At 65.0% G+C, this 24,187-nt stretch carries 27 protein-coding genes; 14 read left to right on the forward strand and 13 right to left on the reverse strand.

Annotation, left to right across the window (positions count from 1 at the left end):
- Positions 1-31: 31 nt before the first annotated feature.
- Positions 32-484: a PaaI family thioesterase gene (locus ACRCUN_RS05625; protein ID WP_462140685.1), complete on the reverse strand. Its 453-nt coding sequence runs from the start codon at positions 482-484 to the stop codon at positions 32-34.
- Between ACRCUN_RS05625 and ACRCUN_RS05630 the strand changes: the two genes are divergently transcribed.
- Positions 466-660: a hypothetical protein gene (locus ACRCUN_RS05630; RefSeq protein WP_462140979.1), complete on the forward strand. Its 195-nt coding sequence runs from the start codon at positions 466-468 to the stop codon at positions 658-660. The two genes, ACRCUN_RS05625 and ACRCUN_RS05630, sit on opposite strands and share 19 nt — an antisense overlap.
- On the opposite strand, the gene ACRCUN_RS05635 is transcribed toward ACRCUN_RS05630, so the two are convergent.
- Positions 657-1,853, reverse strand: a complete 1,197-nt coding sequence (locus ACRCUN_RS05635; protein WP_462140686.1) for a cytochrome P450 — start codon at positions 1,851-1,853, stop codon at positions 657-659. The two genes, ACRCUN_RS05630 and ACRCUN_RS05635, sit on opposite strands and share 4 nt — an antisense overlap.
- Before the next feature lie 73 nt (positions 1,854-1,926).
- Here ACRCUN_RS05635 and ACRCUN_RS05640 point away from each other — a divergent pair, with 73 nt between their 5' ends.
- Both ACRCUN_RS05640 and ACRCUN_RS05645 read left to right on the forward strand, forming a co-directional pair.
- Positions 1,927-2,523 (forward strand): TetR/AcrR family transcriptional regulator, encoded by a 597-nt coding sequence (locus ACRCUN_RS05640; protein ID WP_011856881.1) that lies wholly within the window; start codon positions 1,927-1,929, stop codon positions 2,521-2,523.
- Entirely contained in the window at positions 2,520-3,569 is a 1,050-nt protein-coding gene (locus ACRCUN_RS05645; protein ID WP_011856880.1) for an LLM class flavin-dependent oxidoreductase, read from the forward strand. The genes ACRCUN_RS05640 and ACRCUN_RS05645 overlap by 4 nt, the downstream gene beginning before the upstream one ends.
- Before the next feature lie 48 nt (positions 3,570-3,617).
- On the opposite strand, the gene ACRCUN_RS05650 is transcribed toward ACRCUN_RS05645, so the two are convergent.
- The 3 genes from ACRCUN_RS05650 to ACRCUN_RS05660 all read right to left on the reverse strand — a co-directional run bounded on the left by ACRCUN_RS05650 (position 3,618) and on the right by ACRCUN_RS05660 (position 5,341).
- A complete protein-coding gene (locus tag ACRCUN_RS05650) occupies positions 3,618-4,082 on the reverse strand; it encodes a DUF6188 family protein (RefSeq protein WP_024449209.1) in 465 nt (154 codons plus the stop codon).
- A 78-nt stretch (positions 4,083-4,160) separates the two neighbouring features.
- On the reverse strand, positions 4,161-4,832 hold the full coding sequence (locus ACRCUN_RS05655; RefSeq protein ID WP_011856878.1) for a TetR family transcriptional regulator: 672 nt from the start codon (positions 4,830-4,832) through the stop codon (positions 4,161-4,163).
- Entirely contained in the window at positions 4,829-5,341 is a 513-nt protein-coding gene (locus ACRCUN_RS05660; RefSeq protein WP_011856877.1) for a PaaI family thioesterase, read from the reverse strand. The genes ACRCUN_RS05655 and ACRCUN_RS05660 overlap by 4 nt, the downstream gene beginning before the upstream one ends.
- 102 nt (positions 5,342-5,443) lie before the next feature.
- Between ACRCUN_RS05660 and ACRCUN_RS05665 the strand changes: the two genes are divergently transcribed.
- Complete coding sequence (locus ACRCUN_RS05665; protein WP_011856876.1) at positions 5,444-6,136, forward strand: TetR/AcrR family transcriptional regulator; 693 nt, start codon at positions 5,444-5,446, stop codon at positions 6,134-6,136.
- A 349-nt stretch (positions 6,137-6,485) separates the two neighbouring features.
- On the opposite strand, the gene ACRCUN_RS05670 is transcribed toward ACRCUN_RS05665, so the two are convergent.
- The 3 genes from ACRCUN_RS05670 to ACRCUN_RS05680 form a co-directional block, all read right to left on the reverse strand.
- On the reverse strand, positions 6,486-7,820 hold the full coding sequence (locus ACRCUN_RS05670) for a hypothetical protein (protein WP_011856875.1): 1,335 nt from the start codon (positions 7,818-7,820) through the stop codon (positions 6,486-6,488).
- 128 nt (positions 7,821-7,948) lie between these two features.
- Positions 7,949-8,281, reverse strand: coding sequence for a helix-turn-helix domain-containing protein (locus tag ACRCUN_RS05675; RefSeq protein ID WP_024449211.1), 333 nt, complete (start codon positions 8,279-8,281; stop codon positions 7,949-7,951).
- Positions 8,271-9,398, reverse strand: coding sequence for a tyrosine-type recombinase/integrase (locus ACRCUN_RS05680; RefSeq protein WP_046363131.1), 1,128 nt, complete (start codon positions 9,396-9,398; stop codon positions 8,271-8,273). The genes ACRCUN_RS05675 and ACRCUN_RS05680 overlap by 11 nt, the downstream gene beginning before the upstream one ends.
- A 397-nt stretch (positions 9,399-9,795) precedes the next feature.
- Between ACRCUN_RS05680 and ACRCUN_RS05685 the strand changes: the two genes are divergently transcribed.
- The 4 genes from ACRCUN_RS05685 (at position 9,796) to ripC (ending at position 12,858) form a co-directional block, all read left to right on the forward strand.
- Positions 9,796-10,266 (forward strand): hypothetical protein, encoded by a 471-nt coding sequence (locus ACRCUN_RS05685; RefSeq protein ID WP_152518422.1) that lies wholly within the window; start codon positions 9,796-9,798, stop codon positions 10,264-10,266.
- A 324-nt stretch (positions 10,267-10,590) separates the two neighbouring features.
- Positions 10,591-10,914 carry a hypothetical protein gene (locus tag ACRCUN_RS05690; protein ID WP_462140687.1) on the forward strand — a complete coding sequence of 108 codons (324 nt, stop codon included), beginning with the start codon at positions 10,591-10,593 and terminating at the stop codon, positions 10,912-10,914.
- A 4-nt stretch (positions 10,915-10,918) separates the two neighbouring features.
- Positions 10,919-11,092: a hypothetical protein gene (locus tag ACRCUN_RS05695; protein ID WP_283617054.1), complete on the forward strand. Its 174-nt coding sequence runs from the start codon at positions 10,919-10,921 to the stop codon at positions 11,090-11,092.
- Positions 11,093-11,766: 674 nt separating this feature from the next.
- Positions 11,767-12,858: a peptidoglycan hydrolase RipC gene (ripC, locus tag ACRCUN_RS05700; RefSeq protein WP_462140970.1), complete on the forward strand. Its 1,092-nt coding sequence runs from the start codon at positions 11,767-11,769 to the stop codon at positions 12,856-12,858.
- Between the two features lie 20 nt (positions 12,859-12,878).
- Here the strand turns inward: ripC and ACRCUN_RS05705 are convergent, their stop codons facing one another.
- Positions 12,879-13,676, reverse strand: a complete 798-nt coding sequence (locus ACRCUN_RS05705; protein WP_370490972.1) for an alpha/beta fold hydrolase — start codon at positions 13,674-13,676, stop codon at positions 12,879-12,881.
- A gap of 54 nt (positions 13,677-13,730) precedes the next feature.
- Positions 13,731-14,579, reverse strand: coding sequence for a F510_1955 family glycosylhydrolase (locus ACRCUN_RS05710; protein ID WP_094295069.1), 849 nt, complete (start codon positions 14,577-14,579; stop codon positions 13,731-13,733).
- Positions 14,580-14,826: 247 nt separating this feature from the next.
- Here ACRCUN_RS05710 and ACRCUN_RS05715 point away from each other — a divergent pair, with 247 nt between their 5' ends.
- Positions 14,827-15,522 carry a DUF305 domain-containing protein gene (locus tag ACRCUN_RS05715; RefSeq protein WP_283616885.1) on the forward strand — a complete coding sequence of 232 codons (696 nt, stop codon included), beginning with the start codon at positions 14,827-14,829 and terminating at the stop codon, positions 15,520-15,522.
- 16 nt (positions 15,523-15,538) lie between these two features.
- On the opposite strand, the gene ACRCUN_RS05720 is transcribed toward ACRCUN_RS05715, so the two are convergent.
- The 3 genes from ACRCUN_RS05720 to ripA all read right to left on the reverse strand — a co-directional run bounded on the left by ACRCUN_RS05720 (position 15,539) and on the right by ripA (position 19,238).
- Positions 15,539-16,723 (reverse strand): sensor histidine kinase, encoded by a 1,185-nt coding sequence (locus ACRCUN_RS05720; RefSeq protein ID WP_283616883.1) that lies wholly within the window; start codon positions 16,721-16,723, stop codon positions 15,539-15,541.
- Complete coding sequence (locus ACRCUN_RS05725; protein WP_462140688.1) at positions 16,720-17,466, reverse strand: response regulator; 747 nt, start codon at positions 17,464-17,466, stop codon at positions 16,720-16,722. The genes ACRCUN_RS05720 and ACRCUN_RS05725 overlap by 4 nt, the downstream gene beginning before the upstream one ends.
- A gap of 368 nt (positions 17,467-17,834) precedes the next feature.
- Positions 17,835-19,238 (reverse strand): NlpC/P60 family peptidoglycan endopeptidase RipA, encoded by a 1,404-nt coding sequence (gene ripA, locus ACRCUN_RS05730; RefSeq protein ID WP_462140689.1) that lies wholly within the window; start codon positions 19,236-19,238, stop codon positions 17,835-17,837.
- A gap of 340 nt (positions 19,239-19,578) precedes the next feature.
- Here ripA and ACRCUN_RS05735 point away from each other — a divergent pair, with 340 nt between their 5' ends.
- From ACRCUN_RS05735 to ACRCUN_RS05755, 5 genes are all read left to right on the forward strand, one after another.
- Positions 19,579-19,941 carry a BlaI/MecI/CopY family transcriptional regulator gene (locus ACRCUN_RS05735; protein WP_283617008.1) on the forward strand — a complete coding sequence of 121 codons (363 nt, stop codon included), beginning with the start codon at positions 19,579-19,581 and terminating at the stop codon, positions 19,939-19,941.
- A complete protein-coding gene (locus ACRCUN_RS05740) occupies positions 19,941-20,861 on the forward strand; it encodes a M56 family metallopeptidase (RefSeq protein WP_283617007.1) in 921 nt (306 codons plus the stop codon). Before ACRCUN_RS05735 ends, ACRCUN_RS05740 begins: the two co-directional genes overlap by 1 nt.
- A gap of 333 nt (positions 20,862-21,194) precedes the next feature.
- Positions 21,195-21,611: a putative copper homeostasis (lipo)protein LpqS gene (lpqS, locus tag ACRCUN_RS05745; protein WP_462140690.1), complete on the forward strand. Its 417-nt coding sequence runs from the start codon at positions 21,195-21,197 to the stop codon at positions 21,609-21,611.
- Between the two features lie 102 nt (positions 21,612-21,713).
- On the forward strand, positions 21,714-22,832 hold the full coding sequence (locus ACRCUN_RS05750) for a PLP-dependent cysteine synthase family protein (protein WP_462140691.1): 1,119 nt from the start codon (positions 21,714-21,716) through the stop codon (positions 22,830-22,832).
- Positions 22,829-24,094 carry an MDR family MFS transporter gene (locus ACRCUN_RS05755; protein ID WP_462140692.1) on the forward strand — a complete coding sequence of 422 codons (1,266 nt, stop codon included), beginning with the start codon at positions 22,829-22,831 and terminating at the stop codon, positions 24,092-24,094. Before ACRCUN_RS05750 ends, ACRCUN_RS05755 begins: the two co-directional genes overlap by 4 nt.
- Positions 24,095-24,187 lie beyond the last annotated feature (93 nt).

A 24,187-nucleotide genomic window follows, 5' to 3' on the forward strand; every position in this document is an offset into this window, starting at 1 on the left:
GCCCGAAGCGTGGGCCCGGCAGCAAGCGCCTTCATAGTGCGTTGCCCGCGGCGTTCACGATCGTGACCGTGCCCTGGGCTACGCAGACGGCTTTGTCGCCGTTGCTAATGTCGATGCGCGCCACTCCACTGCGCTTGCCCAGTGACACGATGTCGGTGACGGCGACACACACCCCGCTGGACACGGGTCGCAGCAGGTTCAGCTTGAATTCGGTGGTGGCGACCCATGATCCGGCCGGAATGACGGGGTAGAACACGACTCCGAGACAGTGGTCGACCATCGCCGATAGACATCCGCCGTGCAGGGTGCCGAAGGGTGTGAGCAGTTCGGCGCGGGTTTCCATCTCTGCCACCAGCCGACCCGCGGCGAGTTCGGTGTGCCGAAAGCTCAGAAACGTCGACAGCCCACCGGCTGTGTTCGCCGATCTGAGCAGCTGGTCGGCGATCTGCTCATCGAAGTGCGCGAATGTCACTGCCACCACCATGCCCCTTTCTCCTGTCCGGTCATGGGTCGATCACCGTTCGAGCCCGCGAATCGTTTGAGCATGTCGCCGAATGCGCCGACGTCGCCGTGCGCGGCGGAGTGCTCGACCTCGACGGCGACGAACCTGGCCGTCGCGGTGAAGCGCGCGACGCGTCGTCGAAGAGTGGCACGAGCTAGATCGGCGTGGTCCAAGTGATGGGCAGCGATGTGTAGCCGCGGATCGGTCCGGACCGCAGCCGCCGCGCCGATTCAAGATCGACCTCCCAGTCAGGCACCTTGTCCAACAACGCATCCAGAGCGATGCGGGCCTCCATCCGCGCCAGCGCCGCACCCAGACAGAAGTGGATGCCGCGACCGAAGGCGACCTGGTGCTCACTGGTGCGCTCGATGTCGAACACGTCCGGATCGGGGAAGGCACGCTCGTCGCGGTTGGCCGACCCGAACAACAGCAGCACCTTCTCACCTTGACGCATCGTCGTGTCGTGCAGTATGACGTCGCGGGTCAGGGTTCGTGAAAGTCCCTGTGCCGGTGAGTCGTAGCGCAGCAACTCCTCAACTGCCGGCCCCAACAGTGTTCGATCGGCGACCAGGCGTCGGCGGGTCTGCCGATGCTGGGCCAGCACGACCGCGGAGTTCCCCAGCAGATTGGTGGTGGTCTCGTAACCCGCGACGAGCAGCAGCGCGCAGAAGCCGAGGACTTCCTCGTCGGTCAGTCCGATCCCGTCGACTGTGGCGTTCGCCAACGCCGACATCATGTCCTCGCGGGGGGTTTGGCGGCGGTCGGCGAGGAAGTCGGTGAAGTAGGCGTAGATCGCGGCGGCGGCGGTCAGTGCGTCGGTGGTTTGTCCGTGGTTGACGTCGACCTGGACCAGTTGGCTCGACCACAATCGGAACTGATCACGATCGGTGGCGGGAACGCCCAGCAGATCGGCGATCACCGCAGCGGGCAGGATCGCGGCGAAGTCGGTCACGAAGTCCGCCGAACCAGAGCCCTCGTCGAGGCGCTCGAACAACTCCGCGGCCATCTGTGTGATGGCGCCCTGCAGCCCGGCCACCCGCCGGGGAGTGAACGCCCGGCTCACCAGGGCACGCAACTGGTCGTGGCGCGGAGGGTCCATCACGATCATCATCGGCAGGAACGAGCCGATGAAGTCCGATCCCGGCGGGGTGGGGAAGATGCCGTCCACCGAGGAGTACGTGCCGTGATCCAGTGCTGCGGCCTGGACGTCGGCGTGCCGGCTCAACACCCAGGTATGGGATTCCTCGGCGCGGTACACCGGAGCCGTGTCACGCAACGACCGATACGTCGGATAGGGGTCGTTGAGAATCGAGGCGTCGAACGGGTCGTAACGAATTTGCACCGAGACCACCAAGACCTCCGACCACCAAAGTAACGACGGTTTAGACTCGCAGTCTAAACCGGCCGAACGGGACAGGGGGGCAATGCGCAAGATTCCACGTCAGATCTCTGACCGGCTTCCCGCCGCGGCGGACTTGTTCGCCGAGAAGGGGCTCAACGACTCCAAGATCGAAGACGTCGCCGCGGTGACCGGTGTGCCGAAAGCGACGCTGTACTACTACTTCGCCGGTAAAGAGGACATCCTTGCTTTCCTGCTCGAAGACCTCCTCAAGGACATCTTCGATGCTGTGACCGCGATCGTGCACACCGGCGGCACCGGTGCCGAACGCCTCGAACTCGTGATCCGCGCACAACTGCGGGCAATGGCGCAGCGGCCAGCGGTATGCCGTGCACTCATCGGCGAATTGGGACGAGCGGCCCGCATGCCGGCTATCGCCGAGATGATCAATACCGCCTACCAACAACCCGTCGAAACCCTGCTCATCGAAGGGGCCCGCGACGGATCCCTCGTCGCTCAGCCCGATGCGCGATCGACGTCGATTGCGCTGTTCGGCGCGGTCACCATCAATGCACTCATGTACCTGGTCACCGATAACCACCTCGACGAGACGGTGGTCGCCAGCACCCTCAGCGCCGTCATGTTCGACGGGCTGCGCCCGCGCACAGGAGACCAGTCATGAGCACCTACGGCCTGTCGGTTCTCGGCGCGGATCTGAAGTCACTGGCCCAGACCGCCCAGGCCGCTGATGCGGCCGGGTTCGACGCCGTATGGGCCTCGGAGTTCTATTCTCGGTCCGGATCGATCTCCATGGCCGCGATGGCCAACAGCACCCAGAACTGTCGGATCGGTTCCTCCATTCTCTACGGCGTCGGCCGAAGCCCCCTGGTGCTGGCCACCGAGGCGCGCGACCTCGACGAACTCTCCAACGGACGACTGGTACTCGGCATCGGCAACGGCACCAAACGGATGATGGGCGACTGGCACGGCGTGCCCGACACCTCCGCACCCGCCCTGCGGATGGAAGAACTCGTGATGCTGCTGCGCCGGATATGGAACCTGCATGAAGGCCCGATCCATCACGAGGGCCGTTTCTACAGAATGAATCTCACCCCGACCGGCGACGTGGGACCCTCCAGCAGGCCGATCCCGATCGTCACTGCCGGTGTCCGGCCCCGGATGTGCGAGGCGGCCGGGCGGGTGGCCGACGGCCTAGCCGGACATCCGCTGTTCACAACCACCTACGTCGAAGAGGTCGTCCGGCCCGCTATCGCCAGGGGCGCCGCGCACACCGGCCGCGACCCCAATGACGTGGAAATCATTTCCATGGTGATGTGCGCCATCCACGACGACGCCGAGGTCGCCAGGCGCGAACTGGCGCAGCAGATTGCGTTCTACTCCTCGGTCAAATCCTACGAGACGGTACTCGATGTGAACGGCTTCGCCAGCGAAGGCCGAGCCATCCGGCAAGCATTCGCCCAGCGCGATTTCCCGGCGATGTTCGCCGCTGTGTCCGAGGAGATGATCGACGCCATGGGTGTCGCCGGGACGGCGCACGAGGTCCGTGAACAATTGAGACGGTACAACGGCGTCCTCGACCACATCATGCTGTATTCACCATCGGTCGGCATCACTGCCGAACGCGTGCAACAAAACCTCGACAGCATCATCCGGGAATGCTCGCCCGCCTCGATGTCGCCAGGGCGGTCCTGTCCACGTTCAACCTGATCCACGTATTGCCGCCCAAGTCGACCCGTCGCAGTGTCCGCGGCCGGATTAGTGGGTCTGCCGCGCCGACCCCGCCGATGATTGCCTGACGCTGTTGACGATGTTGGCGTCGTCGGTGTCGGGGAGGTCATGGCGGACCACGCGTACCCGTCCTTGAGGTAGACAGGCCATGTAGCCGTGGCGCATGCCATAGAGCTCCCACGCTGTCTGTTCAGCGTCGGGATCGACATCGATGCGATGTCCGCGCGAGAAGCTCAGGTGTAGCCCTCCATCGTCGCTGGACCAGGCCTGGGTGCACAGTGCGCCGGCGAGGTTCAGCAGCGGGCGTTCGTGGGTCGCGATCCTGAGGGGGTCAATACGCACCGCCTCGATGGGGTAGGTGCCGACGGCAGGAAGCGTCAATAGTAGGGGGCAGGAGATGACGATTTCGTTGTAATCATCGAAATCCAGAACCAGGCCGCCGTGCAGCGAGAGGCGTTGTACGACAAGGTTTTCGATCCATTGGGTGTACATGGCAGTCTCTTTTCGACGCATCGTTGAGCCGTATCCCCAAAGAGTACGCCAAGTATCGCTGCGATACCAGCAGTATCGTTACCGGTAGACGGCTGGCCTAGCAGCGCTGGTCACGACGCGCCTGGTGGCTCGGTCAATGCGGTCGCGGGTGTCGGCGGCTGTCGCGCGGTGGCCGCTGAAGGCCACGAGGTTGGCCAGCCAGATGTCGGAGATGATCCCAGCCACGTGCAGATCGGTAGGAGTGGGCTCGCCGCCCCTGAGCGTGCGGGCCAGCAGGATCTGGATCTCATCGGCCGCGCGGTCGAGTTCCGCGGCGGCGCGGGTATCTGCGACTGCGAAGGCCCGTGTCATGGCCGTCGTCAGCCATGGGTCGCGCTGCCAGCGGTCATGCAGATGTGCGGTGAGCCGTTCGAGCCGTTCCAGCGGTGTGCCCTCACCACTCGCCCAGTCCCCGGCCGAGTCGAGTCGACGGAACTCGCGCGTCAGCGCTGCCACCAGCAAGTGGGTTTTCGCCGGGAAATAGCGGTAAAGCGTGCCGACGGCGATGCCGACCCGCTCGGCAACTGTCCGCATCTGAACCGCCTCGTAACCACCCGCCGCGGCCACGACCAAAGCTGCATCAAGAATGGTCTCCCGGCGCCGTGCGGACGCGCGTGAACGCGACGCGTTAGCGGCTCGCTTCTCTGCAGCGACCGAGTTCGCTTCCGAAGGCGGGGTTTTCCCGTGGCTGCGCGCCTGAGGGACAGTCATGACGGCTCCGGGTCGAGGCCGCCGCGGCGCGAGAACTGCTCCAGAAGATCGCCGAAAGCGCTGACATCGCCGTGTGCGGCGAAGTGCTCAGGGCTGACGACAATGAACACTGCACTGGCGGTGAAGCGGGCGATCCCACCCTCACCCGTGCCTGTCGCCGTGACATGCAGCGCCCGCCCTTCACGAGAGACGATGTGGGCAGTAATCCGGTGGGTCTGATGCAGCGGCACCGGCCGCAAATATTCGACCGTCAGGGTGCGGGTCACCGCCGGGGTTCCGGCGATCCACAACGTGAAGCCCAGGACGTCATCACATGCCGCGGCCACTGCCCCGCCATGGGCCAGGCCCGGGGCCCCGATATGGCGCTCATCGAACGTCACATCGGTGTACACCGCGTCGCCGCTACGATGCACCACCAACCGCAGTCCGTGGGGGTTGTCCGGGCCGCAACCCATGCATGTCGTGGTGTGCGAGGGCAGCCGCTCGGGCGGCAACAGGCTTTCGGGCACCGTCACCCTCCAATACGATCGGTTTCGCTGCGCTACCGTTAGTACCACACTGCTAGACTGCCGTGACAGCATCGCGTGAAGATCGACCGCCGAGGTGAACGAGTGAGCGACAGTCAGGCAGTGCCCGTCCCTGACGACGACGTGGACCCTCGGCTCATCCGGTCACGCACCCGGCTGCTGGATGCTGCGGCAACGCTACTGAGCACCGGTGGGGTGGAAGCGGTCACTATCGATGCCGTCACCAAAGCATCCAAAGTGGCCCGAACCACGCTGTACCGCCACTTCCACAGTTCGTCGCATTTACTGGCAGCCACGTTCGAACGCCTACTTCCACAAGTGACCACTCCGGCACCGACCAGCGGACCCCTCCGTGAGCAGCTGATCGAATTGCTCAGCCGCCAAGCCGCCCTTTTCAACGACGCACCGCTGCATGTCACGACACTCGCGTGGCTCTCATTGGGGCCCACCGGCTCCAATGCCCAAGCGGAAGACCGCCACACATCCGGGGCGCTACGGACCCGAGTTGTCGATCAATATCGTCAACCATTTGACGCCGTACTCACCAGCCCAAAAGCTCAAGCCGAACTCAACGACTTCGACCAGGAACTGGCGCTTTGCCAACTCGTCGGACCACTCGCCTTCGCCCGAATGACCGGGCTTCGCACTATCACTCACAATGACTGCGCGAACATCGTCGATGACTTTCTCGCCGCCCACCGCAACACCGACAGCGACGCCATAAAATCGAACATCGCCACCAAGAAGACGGGCCGCCCGGCGCGCTCAGCTCGCTAGGCACAACGAAATCACAATGTCGAGCCGGCTGGTCTTCGGGCCCTTTTCGCCTCTCGCAAATCGCGTCGGTGATGGCATCGAAGGACCATTCGTCGCCATCATCGGCGAGGCCGTACGCTGGTTTCCGTTCCACAGCGAGGTGCGGAGACTCGCAGCAGGGTAGTGAGCTACCCGAAGTGCAGGTCACCCGCGGTTCGGCGTCTCAGACGCTTGAGGGCGCGCAACTGCTTGAACCCGTTTCTCGATTGCTTGACTTGTGGCGAGGAGGATTGACAAAGAACAACTTTGACGAGAGCAGGCGAATCGTGGCCTCGGCGGCATGGAGTGGTTACGACATCGCTGTTGCGAGTTAGCTCCGCCTTCGATGCGGCATTGATCTGCCGCGTTCGGTGACGTAATCGGTCCAGTCGCGGGCGGCGAGTTTGGCCCAGGCGGCTGCGTTCTTGGTGGTGATCGCGAGCAGTTCGGCCAGCACGGGTGCGGGCATGTCGCTGGCGAGCTGGAAGAGGGCGGCTTTGCGATGTTCGTAGGGTTTCACCCCGACCGCGACGAGCTGGGTGCGGATGTTCTCGGTGGACAGGTGGGTGCCGGGAAGTCGGCCGGGGAACAGCCAGCCCGTATGGGATGGGGTGTAGCGGCTTTCGCATTGCTGCTCCAGATGCTCGCGGATGAGGTCGTCGAGTAGGGGAGGCATTTGGATGGGGATGGCGGCGAAGACGACATGCACGGCGTGATCGTCGGAGATCGAGATTTGGCTTGATCGCAGGGCGACGATGCGCGAAAGAGGTTGGGCGAACAACAATGTGAGCAGTCCCGCGATGCGGGTTTTGCGGCGGATTGTGTCGTCGTGCAGCAGCCGCCCGACGGCGGCCCACCGCTGGGAATCCGAGACGGTTACCGAGGGAGGTGACCGTGGCGGATCGGTGACCCTCAGTGTGGTGTTGATGCGGGATTGGCGTAGCCAGACGAGGAAGGCGTACTCGGCAGTGAGCGGCCTCCGGTGGAGCGCCTGGTAGCGCTCCAGCATCTCCTGTGTCGCTGTCGCCGGAGTGGCGTCGTGGGTGTGCAGAAACGCCATGAACTGAATCGCCACGCGGACGCGACGACGGCAGGCATCGGTCATCGATCTCGTCAGCCGGTTCTCGTGGGAGGCCTTGCGCATCTGGCGCAGTACATGCCAATGCGCGAATCGGCGAACGATGGCGGCGTCTTCGGCCGGAAGCTCGGCTACAACGTCCTCGATCCAGGGCAGCATCCGTTCGACGCGGATGTCGATCGGGCCCAGAACGCCGACCGCGACCAGGAGGCTGCGCAAGTAATCGTGGGCTCGGTCCGAGGGAAGATCGCTGAAGGTGTCGTGGCTGATTTCACGCGTTCCGCAGGCCATGTCGCGAAGGAGCTGCGGGCCGGTACCGGGCTTCTTTCGCAGCCACCAGAGCACCGTCTGTGGGCGGTCGGCGTTGATCAGTTCGTCGAACACGGGCCGTAGTCGGTGATGAATCGTGCCGCTGATCGGGTCGGTGAGCAGCTCGGTGAGGCGCTCGCGTAGGAAGCAGCGGGCGCATCGGTAGAACCCGTAGGGGTGTTCTTCGCGGCCGCATTCGCTGCAGGTGAAGATCGATGCGACACCGGCGCAGGAGGCGCACACGATGGCATCGTCGAGCTGCCACGCCAGTGGCCGCACGGTCTCACACCGCGGGCATTTCTCGGGGTGATAGTGCCGTCTGCGACGGCATGCGACACAGATGCGACGCCCGTGCGTCAGTGGGGTTAGCCGGATGGTGCTTGCACACTCCCAGCAGGCCCGCTGAGTCACTGGTTGTCGTGGGGGCGGCGGATGGTGGCGCGGATGGGTCGCAGGTCGCCGATGCCGGGTCCGCTGTCGTTGACCGCGGGCGCCTCACGGACTTGTTCGGCGACGAGCTCGAGCAGGTCGTTGGGCGTGCACGACAAGATGTCGCAGAGGGCGGCGAGCAGGTCGAGATTGATGCGCTGCGGGGGCTTGGTCGCGATCCGGTGCACCATCTGTCGGGAGATCTCCACGCCACGCTCGTGCAGCGGTGCGACAAGGTCGGTGGTGGCGAACATTCCGTTCTGGGCCATCAGCTGACGCAGGTTCCACCGCAGCACGGTCCTAGTGCTCATCTCCGCCTTCACCTGTCGTCGTGGATGATCCGTAGACGCGGCGCAGCGCCGCCTGCAGTGTTTTGGTCTTGAAGTCGTCGGACACCGAGGTATAGATCGCGGTGGTCGAGGCATACGAGTGCCCCACCTGTTCGGTGACGAACCGCTCCGGATAACCGAACTCGATCAGATGGGTGACATAGGAGTGCCGCAGGCAGTGCAAGGTGAGCTCGGCAGGCAGTCCCGCTTGCACCCGTGCGACGGCGAATCGCCTATCCATGGTCTTGGTCGCCACGCGCCGTCGACGCTCGGTCAGCCAGAGCTCTTGACGGTTCCCGGGGCTGAGGAGTGGGCGGCCGTGGTCGACCCATTGGCGCAGTCCGTCGATCACCCAGTCGAACTCCGGAACGGCGAGCACGGTGCGACGCCTGGGAGAGCTGCCGCGACGTGATTTGGCGTAGCGAACGTGGACGGCGCCGAACGTGCCCCAGGCCGGCATCCGCGAGTTCGGACGCAGGTCGGCGAGATCGAGATAGCACAGCTCGCGGCGGCGTAAACCGAAGGCGTAGGCCGTCTTGATCATCTGTGCGTCGCGCAGCGCCGCGAACGCGCCTTTGTTCCTGGACCGAGCGAGAACATCGACGCGATCATCGAGGAAATCGAACAATGTTTCCAGTTCGTCGTAGGTGAACGGGCGACGCGCGGGCTTGCCCTCGTAGTCGACCAGATGCGCGGCGGTGTTGTAGTCGTGACAGACCTGCGATGGGATCCGTCCGAACCTGTTCTCGCATTGCGCGATCCAACCGTAGCGGCTATCGAGTAGGTAGTCGCAGAACATCCGCAACGACATGTGATAGCCGCGAATGGTCGACGGTGCTTTGCGTTCCGGGCCCGACATCAAAGCGGCCGTGAAGTCTTCGACATCGCCGGCAGTCCAGTCCCACGGAGGCGCCCCGGCGAACTCTGCGAACCGCCGCACCAACGCCAGCCGCGGCTCGATCGTGGCCTCAGCAGCGAGTAGCCGAGACGCCTGTTGACGACCCCACCCAGACAGCATCGCTTCGAAGACTGCGCTGGCCTCGTCCAGGTGAACCACGCCCGAGGCAAGAACCAAGTGCGCCGACCCCGGAACGCTCACAAGAGAACCTCCATCTATCGTCAACTTAGAGTTGTCAATGACAACCGCAAGTTACCACACCTGCGAGCGAAATCCGTCTACCAGGAGGAACACGAAAGTGGTTCAATGAAGCGCATCCGGCGCTGGTCCCATGCGCCAGATATACGCGTCAACTTCAGGTTGATTCGCGACCTTCTGGACCTGAGTGCAAGAGGTGTGTGGTCTGCGGTGGGGCGACGGAAGGGGGTCATGGGGCAGGGAGCTGAGTGGGCGGTGCTCGGTGGTGAGTGACGCGGGCTGTGGGCGCGGTGGAAGTGAGTGGCGGTAGACGGATGCGGTGAAGGCGAAAAAATTGGTGAGAGGCGAATGTGGCTGCGGTGGTGGTCCGCTGCCGGTGGACCTTCTACTGTCGGCGACTATGACAGCAGCAACGTCCAAGGTGGAAGCCCGGCGCCGGGCACGCGAAGCGACCCGACGCGCCAACGAGGAACGCGCCGCGCGGGATAAGGCGAACATCGATGACGCCGCGGACTTTCTCGTCGCAGTCGGCAAGGTCGCCGAAGTTGAAACGTGGCAGAAGGAGCGCCTGGCCCAGCTGCGCGCGCAGGTCGACGCAGAAGCGGCCAAGCGGGTGGCCGGCCATCGGGCCAAGGCCGGCGCGGCGGTCGCACGTATGCAGGGCCGTGGTGAGACGCTGACGACCATCGCCGCACGGACCGACGTCGGAATCGGGATCGTCCGCACCATGGCACGGCATGCTCCGAAATGCGAGAAGCGGACTGCCGGGAATGGTTCGCATGCACTAGGTCTGGAGGCATTGTCCGGCCCGACCGCTCAGGGGGTTGACCCCCACGCTGACCAGCCTCCGGCGGACGCAGCCTCGGCGTGACGCACTGCGCAACGGTGCAACGAGGCCGGTGGTGCACGACGATGTGCACGGCCGAGGTGCGTGGGTCGGCGGGTGCGTGGGCCATCATGGAGGTGCGCCGTTACGCCGGTCGGCCGCTGACGCACACGCCGGTCGCGCCCCTGGTGCTGCGAACCGGCCTGTGCGTCCGACTACACCAGGTCTGCCCAGCGCGGTGGGGAGCGCTCGACGTGGCAGGGGCTGCGCAGCGATAAAGGGAACACCCGGGAGCAGGGTGACGGCACCGGTGGAGCGGGCCGCGGTGGCCGCGCTGAATGTCAGTGCCGGCGGATAGGTTCAACGGCCATGCGAAGCGCGGGACAGCTTGTTGTTGATCAGCGTGTGCACGCTGCCGAGATCACGCGCTTTCACAGCCATGTCGTCTGCGGCCCAACGGCTTCGGATTGCAACATCTGGACCGGCGCGATCGGCGCCGATGGCTACGGTCAGCTCTACCTGACCCGCGAGCGTTCAGGATTGTGCGTTCGCCCGCACCGCTACGCGTTGGCGATCGTGTCCGGTGTGGTGGCCGCTGGGGTGCTCGGGCTCCACGAATGCGACAACCGGTGTGCGTCAAGATCTCGGCGGCAACAGAACCCCATCAGCACGTCGGTCCGGCCCGCAGGGTGACAACATGGAGCGGATGGCGCGGATGCGTCGCGGCGGCGGCCGATATGCGTTGCGACGCCTCGACGGTCGCGGCAGTCGACGGGAACGGTCGGCGACGCTGCGTGAGGCGATGCGCCATGGTGGGGACGCGGCTGTGGTGCAGGCGGCGCTGCTCGGTGATCAGGCCACGCTGTGGTGACATACGTCAGGTCCCCCTGGAGCCGGTGCGCGTGGGAGCGGGTGCGGCGAGCTGGATGGTCTGGCGCGCGGTGTCGCAGTGCCGAGCTGGAAGGGCTGAAAGGGTGTGCGGCGGTGGTGTTGCGCGCGGGCGCTTAGCCGCGCTGCACGAGTACCGCGTCGCGTGACGTCGCACCGCGTTGGCGTCGAACCACACGAGCAGAGCAGAAACTCGGGCGGTGCGGGCCCAGCAGATGCGGTGCCGCCCGATCGTTTCGCCGTGCCGTGGCCGTTGAGATCGACGCGCGGCGTGTTGCTCAAGCGCGCAAGCTTGAAGATGACTGACCGACGCGGCGAGCAGAAAGCCTGAGGTAAGCAAGAGTGGCCTTGCCGCGCTGCACGGTGCCGGCGAGGAGGTCGGGGTGCGATCGCATTGTTCTGCGCGCTGGTAGCACCTGCCGCCGTGTCCTCCTCATCGCCCTGTATCGGGTGTCACGCCGTGCTATTGGGATGCGGAGCGGTTCGCTTCATGTGGCGTGGACACAGGCCACGGATTTCAGGGCCTGTTCCGGCCACAGTGGATGGACCGGTTGGTTCGCAAGACCCGGCTGGACAGCGGCTGCCTGGCCTCGTAACCTAACCGTGACCTACGTATCTAGTACGTACTTGCTTACTTTGCCGAAGGTTTTCGCTGTTGTGACTTCATCTGTGCTTGCGGTCCTGCCGCGCGCGTTGGGTAGACGGCTCGTCTGCATTTTGGTGGCTTTCGGCGTTTTTGCTGCGCTCTTGGCAACCGATGTGCGCGCTGATCCGGCGGCTGATGCCCTTGCCGAACTGACTGAATTGTCGCGTCTGGCGGAGCAGACCACAGAGCAGATTCACACGGCGCAGATCGACCTTGACGAGAAGCTCGCAGCGCAGCAGGTTGCGGAGACGGGGGCGGGTTCGGATCGCATGGCCGCGGATGCAGCGGCGGCCGAGCTGGTGAGGTATCAGGCTGCTGTCGACAGGTTGGCCGCGGCTGCCTACATGGGTGGGCGCTCGGATACCTTGGCGGCGGCGTTGACGGCGACGTCTCCTCAGCATTTGATCGATCAGCTGGCAGTCCAGAAGACGGTTGCGTCGGAGCTGACTGTGCAGATGGCTGCGTTCCGGTCGGCCAGTGCGCGGGCCGCGGCAACTGCGGAGCGGTCTGCGAAGTCGGCAGCCCAAGCACGGAGTGCGGCCGATGAGGCGGCGGCAGTGCGGACCGACCTGGAGGCCAAACAGCGTCGGATGGCGGAGCAGATTGCTGCTGTGCAGGCCCGCTACGACGCTTTGACGCCTGATCAGCGAGCGATTCTGGCTGACCCTGGCCCCGCGCCGCCTCCTTTGCCATTGACTCCGCCGGTGAGCGATCCGAGCATCGTTGCTATGCCGAGCCCGGCGGGCGGGGCCTCCTCGGGGAACGGTGTTGCGGTGGTCCAGGCGGCGCTGACACGGGTGGGGTCGCCTTATTCGTGGGGAGCCACCGGTCCGGATGCGTTCGACTGCTCTGGGCTGATTAAGTGGGCGTTTCTGCAGAACGGCAAGTCGTTGCCTCGTTCGAGTCAGGCGCTTGCGCAGGGCGGGCAGCCGGTGGCGCTTTCAGACGTTCAGCCCGGCGACATCGTGACCTTCTATGCTGACGTGTCTCACGCGGGGATTTACATCGGCGACGGGTTGATGGTGCACGCGTCGACGTACGGAACGCCGGTGAAAGTGGCGCCGATCTCGTCGGCACCGATTCACAACGTGCGGCGGTACTAGGCCGCCGCCGCGGCGCTGCATCAATCGTTGAAGAAACGGCTGGTGATTTCCGTCCACTCGCGGATCTCGTCGATGGTGTGAGCGACGTGCAGCGTCGAGTCGGGGATCAGCTCAGCGAGGCGCTCGGCGGTGGAGATGGGATGCAAGGGGTCGGTGTCCCAGGCCAGCACCAAAGTGGGCTGGCGAATGGAGGTCAGCCGATTGGGGTCGGGTAGATCGGAGGAGCCGACTCCGCGCAGCGCGGCGGAGACCACATCGTCGTCGACGCCGGGTTCGAATTTGCCGTGCCGGTAGTTGGCGAAGATCGGCAGTGGGGGAGCTTCGGCCCATTGTTGTCGCCAAGCGGTTGTCCCAATGGAGTCGATGAGGTCGGCGGTGTCGAAGTACCACTGGCGCAGTTGATCGGGCCCTGTTTCCCAGGCGACGGGAGGGATCACCAGTGCCAGCCGCCTGAATCGGCGAGGAGCGTTGAGGGCGGCGTGCAGTGCTGCAGCGGCTCCGAGCGAGGATCCGGCGAAATCGATGGGTTCATCGAGGCCGGCCGCGTCCAGGACGCGCAGGAGATCGTTGGCTGCCTGCTCGAAGCGATAGTCCTCGGGTTCTGGTCGGCCCCGTGATGCGCCGTGTCCGCGTTGGTCGTAGGTGATCAGACGGCGGCCCTCGGCGATAGTGTCGATGTCGAAGATGCCCAGGCCGCGCACGATCTGCCGGCTCATGAGCACGCCGTGCCCATAGCCGACTGGCACCGTGTTGGGTGGGCCGCTGAGCTGGTAGGCGATGGTGGCGCCATCGGTGATGAGAAGGTGGTCATCCGGCATTGCGGCTCCTCAGATGCGTTGGTGCGGTATTGCGTGGGGTTTCGGGCCAGCCGTCTATTCGACAGCGGTGAGGACGTTGACGGTCGCGCCGTTGTCGGTGGAGGTGTAGATGGCGGTATCAGTGGCGATGTAGACCTGACCGTTGCCCGCGGCGAGCAGGGCCTGGGGTTTGTTGTTGAGCGAGTGGCCCGGCTGCCAGGTCTGCCCGTCGTCGGCGCTGGTGTACAGCCGTCCTTCGAGGTCGGCGCCGAGCAGGGGACCGCGGTCGGGCCAGCTGATGAACAGCAGTGCCGGCGCACCGGTGACTGCGCTGAACGTCCTCGCCCCGTCGGTGCTTCGGAGCAGCCCTTGGCGTGCTGTCGCGAGAATCTCATCCGGGGCACCCGGTGATACTGCGAGGTCGACGGCGGCGGGCACTTCTGCGCGCTGCTGCCAGGACCGCTGGTCAAAACTAACCATCACGGTGCCGGATTGGCTGTCGTGACCGTAGACCCGTCCGTGGCGGTATTTGAGCGCGTGGAAGTCGGCGCTACCGTGCAACGACAGAGGTTCCCAGGACTGGCCGGCGTCGCTGCTTTTGATCAGGCCGAGGTGCGGGGGCTGTTGACGATCGGCGGGGTCGGGGTGGCCGCTAGCCAGGAATTCGTCGGGGCCGGCGACGGTGAAGCCCATGAAGTCCTGCGAGAGCTCACCAACTCGTTGGGGCGCCTGATCTTGCTCAACGGTGTAGAGGCCGTAATGAGTTGCGACGTAGAGCTTGTCGTCAGATGGGTTGATGCCGAGGCCGTGGATGTGCACCATGCCCGGCGCGACGGCGGGTGGCGGGCTTTCAGGGGCGTTCGACGAACAGGCCGCGGCCAGAGCCCCGGTCAGGGCGATGGCGAAAAGGTTGCGGATCAGCACACGGACACCTTCCGGTCACGAGATCTACGTAGTTCAATAGTAGGTGGGCAGTGCGTGGCTACTGCGTGAGGTGGCTGCGCCTCGGGTGGCGCCGACCGCGGGTGACAGACCGGGGGAGGTGTCTTCATCAAATCTTCATCGGATCACGAACCGACCCATACTCGGATTGCTAAGGCTGGGGTGCGGCGGCGCAAGGCTTGCCGTGTGGACGCATGGTGTCACGAAGATGTTCGAGGAAGGATGTGCGATGCAGCACAAGCGTTTTGGATTCGGGCTTGCGACGCTTGCGGCGTCGGCCCTGTTTGTCAGCGGCTGTTCGAATGCAACGAACGAGTCTCAGTCATCGGCGTCGAGCACCACCTCGGCAGCAGCGTCGGCGTCGGCTTCGCCCAGTGCTGCGAGCAGTGACGCTGCCCATAACGATGCTGATGTGACGTTCGCGCAGGGCATGATCCCTCATCATCAGCAGGCGATCGAGATGAGCGACGTGCTGCTCGGCAAGCAGGGAGTTGATCCTGAAGTAGTGTCACTCGCCAACGAGATCAAGAACGCTCAGGGTCCTGAGATCGAACAGATGCAGGGCTGGCTGCGGGACTGGGGAGTGTCCTCGTCGACAACGGCCCCCAGCACCGCCGCAATGCCCGGTCATGACATGCCTGGCCATCAAATGCCCAGCGGAGACATGGGTGATATGCCGGGTATGAGCGGCGGCGGTATGGGCATGATGTCGGAAGCCGATATGGCTGCACTGCAGAACGCGCAGGGCGCTGAGGCTAGCCGACTCTTCTTGACCCAGATGATCGAGCATCACAAGGGCGCGATCATGATGGCGCAGCAGGAAGTTGACAACGGCCAGTTCCCGGCGGCAGTCGAGATGGCGCGCAACATCGTGTCTTCTCAGCAAGCGGAGATCGACACGATGCAGGGAATGTTGGACAAGTAGCGCGGAGGGGCACTCGTCAGCGACGCGCTGAGTCAGCCGTCGCAGGGTGGTGCTGGCTGCGTATCGGGGTGATGGGCAGGGCGATGGTGAATGTTGCGCCGGCGCCGGGTCCAGCACTGGCTACCGAGATGGATCCGCCGTGGGCTTCGATGAGCGCTTTGGCGATGGCGAGCCCTATACCGGCGCCGCCATGCTCGCGGTCGCGGGCGGTGTCTGCCCGGTAGAACCGTTCGAACACTCGGGTGACGTGCTCGGCGGCGATCCCTTCTCCGGTGTCGGCGACGATGATTCTTATCTGGTCGCCGTCACGAAGACAGTGAAGGTGTACCGACCCGCCGGGCGGTGTGTGCCGTAGCGCATTCTCCAGCAGGTTCCCCAACACTTGAGACAGTCGTTGTTCGTCGGCCCAAAGCGGCGGTAGCGGTTGCGGGAGGTGTACGCGCAGTCCGACCCCCTTGGTGTCATAGCGTTCTTGTGCTGCTGCGACGCACTGGCGGGTTAGGCGGTTCACGTCGAGGGAGGCGTAGGACATAGACATCGCACTTTCCTCGGCCTTCGCCAGCGCGGCGACGTCATCGGAGAATCGCACCAGCCGACGGGTTTGGTCGCGCAGCATGGCTGCTGTCTGGGGTGTCAAGGAGCGCACGCCGTCTTCGAGTGCCTCGATGTAGGCCTCGAGTACTGCCACGGGTGTGCGGATCTCGTGCGCGAGGTCTCCGAACAGTTGCTGGCGTGTCGAATCGACGGCTTGAAGCCGGGAGGCCATTTGGTTGAATGCGGTTGCGAGGGCGTCGAAGTCATCGCCGAGGCGCGGCGGTGACACGCGGATGTCGTAGTTCCCTTCAGCGACATCGGTGGCCGCGGCGGCGACTTCGGTGATGGACCGTTGGAGGCGTCGACTGACGTAGAAGCTGACCACGAGGGCGGCCAGTGCTGACACCGCTAGGGCGCCTCCGATGGAGATCACCGTTGCGTAGCCGTAGGCCTCTTCGGCGTGGACTTCTTCCAGGGAGTCCATCGGGACACCGGCACGGTGGAGGTGTTCGCGGAACAGCGGTGGGCCGACCACGGCAGCGACCACCGCGGTCGTCGCCGCTCCGGCCGCCAGCACGATGGCTTGGGCCGCCAGGAGTCGCAGGCCGATACCGGGACGGCTCGGCCGTCGACGCCGGCGAGGGGTCGACGTAGGTGGGAGAGTCACTGTCCGGTTCCCATCCGGTATCCGACACCTCGAACCGTGGCGATGTAGCGGGGGCGTGCGGCGTCGTCGCCGAGTTTGCGTCGTAAGTGTCCGATGTGGACGTCGACGAGGTGTTCGTTGCCGACCCAGGGTTCGTCGCGGATTATTTCGAGAAGTTGTCGGCGGCTCAGTACGATTCCTGGCCGCGCGGACAGGGCTTCGAGAATGTCGAATTCGGTGCGGGTCAACAGGATTAGTTCATCGTCGATATGTACCTCGCGGGCGGCGACGTTGATGCTCAGTGCGCCGAAGCGGCGCGGCGGGGCTGTCTCTCGCTCGGCGGGTGCGGTGGCTGTTTGCAGGATGCGGGGTCGCCGCAGCATGGCGCGGATGCGCGCGACCAGCTCGCGGGGACTGAAGGGTTTAGTGATGTAGTCGTCGGCGCCGACGGTGAGGCCGAGCACGGTATCCAGTTCGGTGTCACGGGCGGTGAGCATGACGACGTAGGCGTCGGAGAAGGTCCGCAATTGCCGGCAGACCTCGAGTCCGTCGATGCCGGGTAGACCGAGGTCAAGGATGACGACATCGGGATCCAGGTCGCGTGCGACGGCGATTGCGTCGACACCGTTACCGGCGACGACGGCTTCGAACTGCTCGCGTTCGAGATAACTGGCCACTACTTCGGCCAGGGGGAGTTCGTCGTCGACGACCAGCGCGCGGTATCCCTTCGCGCTCTCAGGCGCGCCCAGGTGGTGGTGCTGCATGTCCATATGGTGCCTGCTGGTGCGCCCGTAACCAGGTATGGCTGACCGGGCGGCTCGATCTTCAGCAGATCTTCACACGACTCATACCGTTTTCCTCCTGCGGTGGGGTGAGGCTCACTGCGGAGGAGGGCCTGACATGCGTTGGCTGATGGACGTGTGCCCGAACAGTCTCGGGTGGCAAGCGTGGCTGATCCTGTGTGCCGTGGTCGTGGTGCTGTGGGCGGCTGCGATCGCCGGCGCGACGGCGCTATTTAACGCCTCTCGCTGGCCGCGTCGTTCGGGGCGGTCTGACGTGCCTGAGGAGGCCGATTCGCAGCGGCCGCACCGCGGCGCACTGACCGGTACACCTGCGCGGCATCGCGGCGATGTCAATATTCGATCAAGCGGGTGACGTAGGGCGTCATGCCGGAGGTGCGTACGGGCGAGATCTTGACGACCGACCCGGTGTAGGGGGCTTCGATCATCATGCCGTCGCCCAGATACATCGCTTCGTGCTGGCTGGCGTTGGGGCCGTAAAAGATGAGGTCACCGCGTCGCATCTGTGACGAGGGGATCTTGCGGCCTGCGTTGTATTGCGATCCGGAGTAGTGGTCGAGTTTGATGCCGACGCCGGCGAAGGCATACAGCATCAGGCCCGAACAGTCGAAACCCACGGTGTTGGCGCCCTGGTCGATGCCTCGTGACGGGCCGTTGGCGTTGCCGCCGCCCCAGGAGTAGGGCACGCCCAGTTGTGACATGGCGCGGCGAATCACGAATTCTGAGGCCTGGCGGCCGTAGAGGCGGGGGATGCGTCCGTTGGTGATGCCGGGATCTGCGGCGGCGGTGACTGGAGACAGAATGCCGAGTTTGGTGAGGAACTTGCGGCCCATGTCGGCCGTCAGCTGAGCCGAGGTCGCCATGATCTTGAGGACGGCATTGATGATGGCCACCGGGTCGCCGGCCACGTTAGCGCTGGGCACCATCGGCAGCGTGGTGTCCCACAGGCCCCCCTTGGTGGCGCCCCCCGGCGACGTGGTGCCGCGGTCCCAGGGAGCGCCGGATGCCGGCCCAGTGCCCGGTTGCGCGGCACTGGGCGCGGCAGCCGTCGCCGCCACCGGTCGGGCGGCTTCCAGTCGAGCTTGAGCGGAGTCGCGTTCGGTAGCGAGCCGTTCGACCTCGCGTTGCTGTGCGGTAAACGTCTGCTGGGCGTCCCGGAGTGCGGCTACCGCGTCGTCTTGCCGGCGTTGGGCGTCCGCGGCGGCGCTCTCGGCGCGCGCCCGCGCCGCCGTCGCAGCAGAAAGCTTGTTGGCCTGATCGGTCTGCCGACGCAGGAGGTCGTCGTGGACCCGCTGAAAGCTGATGGTGAGGGTCTGCTGGGTCGAGGCCCCGGCCAGGATCTCCTCGGGACTTCGTGCCAGCGGCAACGCACCCGACGGCCCGTTCATATAGGTCGACGCGGCGAAGCGGTCAAAGCGCTGTTGTGCGGCCTCGATTGCGTGTTGGCTGTCGGTAAGGGCTTGGTCGCTGGCAACAACGTCGCGTCGGGCCTGCGCGAGGGTGTCGCGAGCGGCCGCGACCTCGACCAGGGCACGGTTTACGCCCTCTTGCTTGATCTGGATGTCGCTACCGACGTCGGCCATCCGCTGGTTCGCGTCGGCGACCGCCGCAACCAATGAGGGAACGTCGTCGCGGTCGGGGCTGCCGTCATGCCCGGCAACAGCGGTACCCGGGGCGCTGAGCACCAGTGCCGGCATTAATGCGCAGAGACTCAGAAAAGAAGTGAGGCGCCGCATCGAATCTCCTCAGCTGGGGTGAGCGTGGTCGAGCCGCGCACCTAAGCCGAACGGCACCCGCGGCATTCCTACTACCGAGCTAAGTACGTAGCACAATAGTACGTAGACGGAACGTACATCACTTTGGTATCAGGAGGAACGTCTGTCACAGTCTCAGGTCGGTTACAAGTGTGCGCCACGGGCGCTAGTTTCACGCGCCGCGGCCGGTAGTGCAGATGCTCGCCCTATGCGGTCCAGGTGAGGCGTATCGCGGCTTTTTCCAGCTCGGCGGCTACATTGGGGGCTGAAGAGCTCGTGGCGCGAGGAGGCCAGCTCGTCGCGGAGAGCGGGAGAGGCGCAAATGGAACAGCGAGGATTCGGCGACCTCGAAGCGGTGGTCATGGATTACGTGTGGGATTACGCCGAGCCTGTCACGGTGCGTGAGGTTTTCGACGAGATCTCTCAACGGCGCCAGATCGCCTACACCACCGTGATGTCGACGATGGACAACCTTTACCGCAAGCGCTGGTTGCAACGTCAGCGCGACGGGAAAGCGTACGTGTATCAGGCGTCCATGAGCCGCGAGGAGCGTTCCGCGCGTTTGATGAAGGCCGCGTTCGACGCCGGCGGGGATACCGATGCGGTGCTGGCCTTCTTTGTCGAGCAGATGAACGCCGATCAGTCCGCTCAATTGAAGGCGGCTCTGCGCAAGGGACGTCGGTGATGACCGCCGCGCTGTGGCTGCTCCTCTATGGCAGCGCGCTGGCCTGGTGGGCGCCACCGGTCCTGAGGCGGATGACCGGTCACGGCATCAGCCCCCATATGGGAGTGGCCGCCTGGCTGGCCACCGTCGCCGCGACGTTGGCGGCGTGGCTCGTCGCGCTGATCATGGTCATCGGCGCAACGACGGACAGTATTCGTACGGGCGCGGTCGTGACACTGTGCCTGGAGCTGTTTGGCTTCTCCGAGCACACACCCATGGCCGGACGAATCGGTTCTGTTGTTCTCATCGCGGTAGGAACCCTGACGTCAGGGTTCGTCGTAATGCGGATCGGTCGCTGCTTGTCGCGGCTGCGGGCGCGAAGTCACGAGCACGCGCGGGCCGCGCGGATCATCGGCCGACCCACCGACCATCCCAACGTGGTGGTCGTGGAGGCCGACCGGCCTGCTGCCTACTGCGTGGTCGGACGCCCGAACGCCATCATCGTCACCTCCGCGGCGATGAAGTCGTTGAACCGATCACAGCTCAAAGCGGTTCTGGCGCATGAAAACGCGCACATCTCCGGGCGCCACCACCACATCCTCATGGCGCTCCGCGCTTTGGGGGGCACACTGCCGCGGCTTCCGCTTTTCGCGACGGCCCCTCATCGTGTGGGTGAACTGCTGGAGATGTGCGCTGACGACACCGCCGTGCGCCGCGTCGGCACGCATCCGCTGTTGGCTGGATTATCTGCTCTGGCTGGAGAACACCCGCCTGCACGGGAAGGCCTCGCCGCGGCGGGAACAGCGGTCATCGCGCGAGCGCAGCGCCTGGTCACCCCGACACGCCGGCACGTGCGATGGCGCCACCGCATCTGCCTGACAGCCGCGATCACCGCCATGCTCGCCACACCCGCTCTCATTCAGGTGCTCTGCCACCACTAGCGCCTCAACGCCGGCCGCACGCTCAATAGGTGAAGCCAATGCGCGGAGGCCAGCCAGCAAAGTCACACGGCTCGGCGTATGGGCCGATAAAGCGCAAATTATCTACGTAGTAAAACCGTAGATGATCTGCGGTGCAGGCAGCGTAACGATCTGTTGTATCTCCTTCGCGGAACCTCCAAAAAGGCGTTTTCGCACGGGCATCGGGCGAAGTCGGTCGTGCGACGGAACGGTCGGTTGGCTCGGCGCAACGGCGGTCGCGCTCTGATCACAACCCGGCATCGGCTCAGGGGCCGAGCCGGAATTCGCCGATCCGCTGCTACAGTCGGCAACATCGTGAAGTACTTCGACGCGAACTCTGGGCAACGCCGCCGCGCCATCGTCGCGGCGTTGATCGCGTTCTGGACCGTCATCGTCGGAGCCGAGTGGGCACTGCCCGGCGTGAATGCGGCACCTGCACACGGACCGCACACACTGGCCGCCAGTGCGGTCGGCGCGCCGCTGTCTGTCGAGCTCGACCACCCCCACGTCTCCCAACCCGACGCCGAGTGCACGCCCGACACCCTGGCCGAAGCGATCCTGCCGCGGGGAACGGTCTCCCTGATCGCGCTCGCGTTAGGCCTCGTCGTGGCTGTGCTTCCGCTGCTGTGGTGCCAGGCGGCGAAGGCGCCTGTCCGCGGTCCACCACGGAACGCCCGCGCCCTGCGCACCGGCCGCGACGTGCTCGCCCATCTGTGTATCGCGCGCCGCTGATCGGCTAGCGTCAGGCCCCGTCGTCTTCGACGGTGGCCGGTGACCGCTCCCTGCCGTCAGTCGCCGCGCTTCGTCGCGGCCTCACAGAAGCGACATTCATCGATGAATCCTGCCCTGCCAATCCGCCATGCACGCACTTCCCACACCCGATCGGCGCAGCCACAACGCGGCCGCAACGAGCGGCCGGCCACCATGGTCGGCCAGACCCCTGTCTTGAGAATCGGCGCACCGTTCACGTCAGAAGAGCGGGGCTTTTGGGCCAAACTCGAAGGCTTTAACCCGGGAGGAATGAAAGACCGACCCGCGCTACACATGGTCGAACGCGCCCGCTCCCGCGGGGCACTTACCCCCGGCGCCCGCATCGTCGAGTCCACTAGCGGGACACTGGGATTGGGTCTCGCACTAGCCGGAACGGTCTATGGGCACCCCGTCACCTTGGTCACCGACCCTGGGATGGAGCCGATCATTCAGAATATGCTCGCCGCATTCGGCGCCGACATCGAATTGGTCACTGAACCGCACCCACAGGGAGGGTGGCAGCAGGCTCGCCGTGACCGCGTGCAGAAGATCTTGGCCACCGACCCGCGCGCCTGGCATCCCGATCAATACAGCAACCCCGATAACGTCGAGGCCTACCGCGGGCTCGCGTTGGAACTGAACGAACAACTCGGCGCCGTTGATGTCCTGGTGTGCTCGGTGGGCACCGGAGGCCACTCGGCCGGCGTCGCACGCGTCCTTCGTGAATTTAACCCGCAGCTGCGGCTGATCGGCGTCGACACGGTGGGCTCGACGATCTTCGGCCAGCCCGCGGCTTCTCGGCTCATGCGAGGCCTGGGATCGAGCATCTATCCCGGGAACGTCGACTACCAAGCGTTCAACGAAGTGCATTGGGTTGCCCCCGCGGAGTCGGTGTGGGCATGCCGCACCCTGGCGGCCACCCACTACGCCAGTGGCGGCTGGAGCGTCGGTGCGGTCGCCCTGGTTGCAGGCTGGGTCGCACGCAATAGCCCTGCCGGAGCCACGGTCGCAGCGATCTTCCCGGACGGTCCGCAACGCTACTTCGACACCATCTATAACGACGACTACTGCCGCGCCCACGGCCTGCTCGACGCAGCGCTCCCACGGCATCCCGCCACCATTGGGGACCCGATGACCCAGACAGTCACGGCGTGGACGCGATGCACCACCGTTGTCGACCCCACCGAGGTGCAGCCACGATGACCCTGCTGTCAGCCTTCCGCAGCTTTGGTTGGCCGAGTCGGATGCTGATGATCAACCAATTCGGCATCAACCTGGGCTTTTACATGCTCATGCCTTACCTGGCCGGCTACCTCGCCGGCCCGTTGGGGCTGGCCGCGTGGGCCATCGGCCTGGTGCTGGGTGTACGTAACTTCTCCCAGCAAGGCATGTTTCTCATCGGCGGCACTCTGGCAGACCGGCTGGGCTACAAACCGCTCATCGTCTGCGGATGTGTCCTCCGGACAGCAGGATTCGGCCTGCTCGTCTTCGCTGAATCGCTGCCGGCGGTTCTGATCGCCTCGGCAGCAACCGGCTTCGCCGGCGCCCTGTTCAATCCTGCGGTGCGGGCCTATCTGGCGGCCGACGCGGGCCCACGGCGCGTGGAAGCCTTCGCGGTGTTCAACGTGTTCTATCAGGCGGGCATTCTGGCCGGACCCCTTGTCGGGCTGGCCTTGATGTTCGTCGATTTCCGAATGACAGCTGCCGCCGCAGCGGTCGTGTTCGCAGCGCTGACCGTGGCCCAACTCTTTGCATTGCCCCACCGCGCCGCGGGGACACCTGATGAGAAGACATCGGTGCTGCAGGACTGGCGGACAGTAGCGGCCAACCGCTCCTTTCTGCTCTTCGCGGCGGCCATGATCGGGTCGTATGTTTTGTCATTCCAGGTCTATCTGGCATTGCCGCTTCAGGCGCGAGACCTGTTTCCGCGCAACGATTCCGTTGTCACCGCCATGATCTTCGTGGTCTCGGGTCTGGTTGCCGTCCTCGGCCAGATGCGGATCACACGATGGTTCGCCCACCGCTGGGGCGCCGGCCGCTCCCTGGTGATCGGCATGCTGATCCTCGCGGCGTCGTTTTTGCCGCTGATCGTGCTGCCTGATGACACCAGGGCAGGCAGAGTCGCCGCCGCGACCGCGCTACTCGTCGCCACGGCGGTGCTGGCGGTCGGGTCGGCGGCCGTTTTCCCGTTCGAGATGGACACCGTCGTCTCGTTGGCCAACAACCGTCTCATCGGAACGCACTACGGCTTCTACAACACCATCGTCGGAGTCGGCATTCTTGTCGGCAATCTGGCCACCGGCTCGCTGATGCAGGCCGCCCGAGATCTCGGGCAACCCTGGCTGCTGTGGGTTCTGCTGTCGGCAATCGGGCTGGCCTCCGCCGCGGCCTTGTTCCGGCTGGACCGACGGGGCCGACTTCAACCCGAACAGCTGACATCCTCTGGCGCGCAAACCCCCCGCTGAACACCCGAGACGCGAACATGTCCGACACCCCATATCGCCATCTACGTAGTAGCTACGTAGATGGCGATATGCTGGTTCCAGCATCCGCGCGGA

The organism is Mycobacterium venezuelense, from assembly GCF_054919535.1.